This is a genomic window from Roseateles sp. P5_E11 (genome assembly GCF_054049355.1).
In genome coordinates this window covers 1-1,170 of sequence record NZ_JBFUMO010001015.1, presented here as the reverse complement: position 1 = coordinate 1,170, position 1,170 = coordinate 1, and the positions used below count along the sequence as shown (strand labels likewise).

Sequence of the window (1,170 nt, the reverse complement as noted above, 5' to 3'; positions counted from 1 at the left end):
GCGCGGGGCTGAGGCCGAAGCGTTCCGAACACTCCTGGCGTTGCGCGTCGGTGTCCTCAACGGCCCAACCAAAGCTTTCTTGGGAAGTGGCCCGTTCCAAGGCCGCTGCCTTGACGGTCGAATCGTTCAAATAGGCGATGCTCGACATCAGTTGCCGCCTTCGATGTGGGCGTCGATCATCTGGGAGAGCTTCCCACGCGTCTGGTTGCCCATCACGCGCTTCTGCACCTCTCCATTTCGGAGGAAGAGCAATACGGGAATCGTGACGATGCCGTACTGCTTCGCGATGCCGGGCGCCTCTTCAACGTCAACATCGAACAACTTGATCTCGTCGCCGTAGTCGGGGGCAATGTCCTTCAAAGCGGCGCCAAGCATCATGCAGGGGCCGCAGGTCTTGGATCCGAACTTCACCAGTACGGGACCTTCGGCTTGCAGGACTTGAGTGGGATAGCTGGCTTCAGAGACCACTGCGATGTCGGACATCAGATTCTCCAGGTTTGGGGATGCACCCTTGATTTGCGCGTTGTCGCCAACGCAGGAACGGCATAGGAATTCTGTGGGGCGCATCGAAGAATCGAGTGCTCCTTCTTGCTTTCCAGCGCCTCGCCGTTAGAAACAGAATGCGGCCCCTGCTGATCCTGCGGATCCGAGTTCCATGCCACATGAAACGCGCTAGATGTAGGCCAGGGGAAGTGCCGTCGTGAACTTGATCTCCTGCATGGCGAAACTCGACGAGACGTCAAACAGTTGCGTGTCAGCGATCAGCCGCTTGTAGACCTTGTCGTAGGCGGCGATATCTGGAACGACAACGCGCAGCAGGTAGTCCACGTCGCCCGACATCCGATAGAACTCCATCACCTCAGGGATCGCCTCCACAGTCGCCTGGAAGCGCGAGAACCACGCCTCCGAGTGGGTATTGGTGCGCACCGAGACGAAGACCGTCACTCCGACGTTCACCCTGTTGCGGTTGACCAGCGAGACGTTTCGCGTAATGACGCCAGCCTCCTTGAGCCGCTGCAGGCGCCGCCAACATGGGGTCTGGGAGAGCCCAACCTCGTTGGCAAGGTCAGCGATCTGAATGGTGCAGTCACGCTGTACAAGCTCAAGGATCCTGCGATCCACCGCATCAAGTTTCAAATCGGTCATGCTTGCATAGGTCCGGTCCAGCGT

2 protein-coding genes are annotated in these 1,170 nt (G+C 58.7%); both read right to left on the bottom strand.

Translation table 11 applies throughout. The annotated features are described in order from the left end of the window. Positions 1-147 precede the first annotated feature (147 nt). Complete coding sequence (locus ACXJKR_RS33020) at positions 148-483, bottom strand: thioredoxin family protein (RefSeq protein WP_457326454.1); 336 nt, start codon at positions 481-483, stop codon at positions 148-150. Positions 484-672: 189 nt separating this feature from the next. Continuing rightward, positions 673-1,146 carry an Lrp/AsnC family transcriptional regulator gene (locus ACXJKR_RS33015; RefSeq protein WP_457326455.1) on the bottom strand — a complete coding sequence of 158 codons (474 nt, stop codon included), beginning with the start codon at positions 1,144-1,146 and terminating at the stop codon, positions 673-675. Between the last annotated feature and the right edge of the window lie 24 nt (positions 1,147-1,170).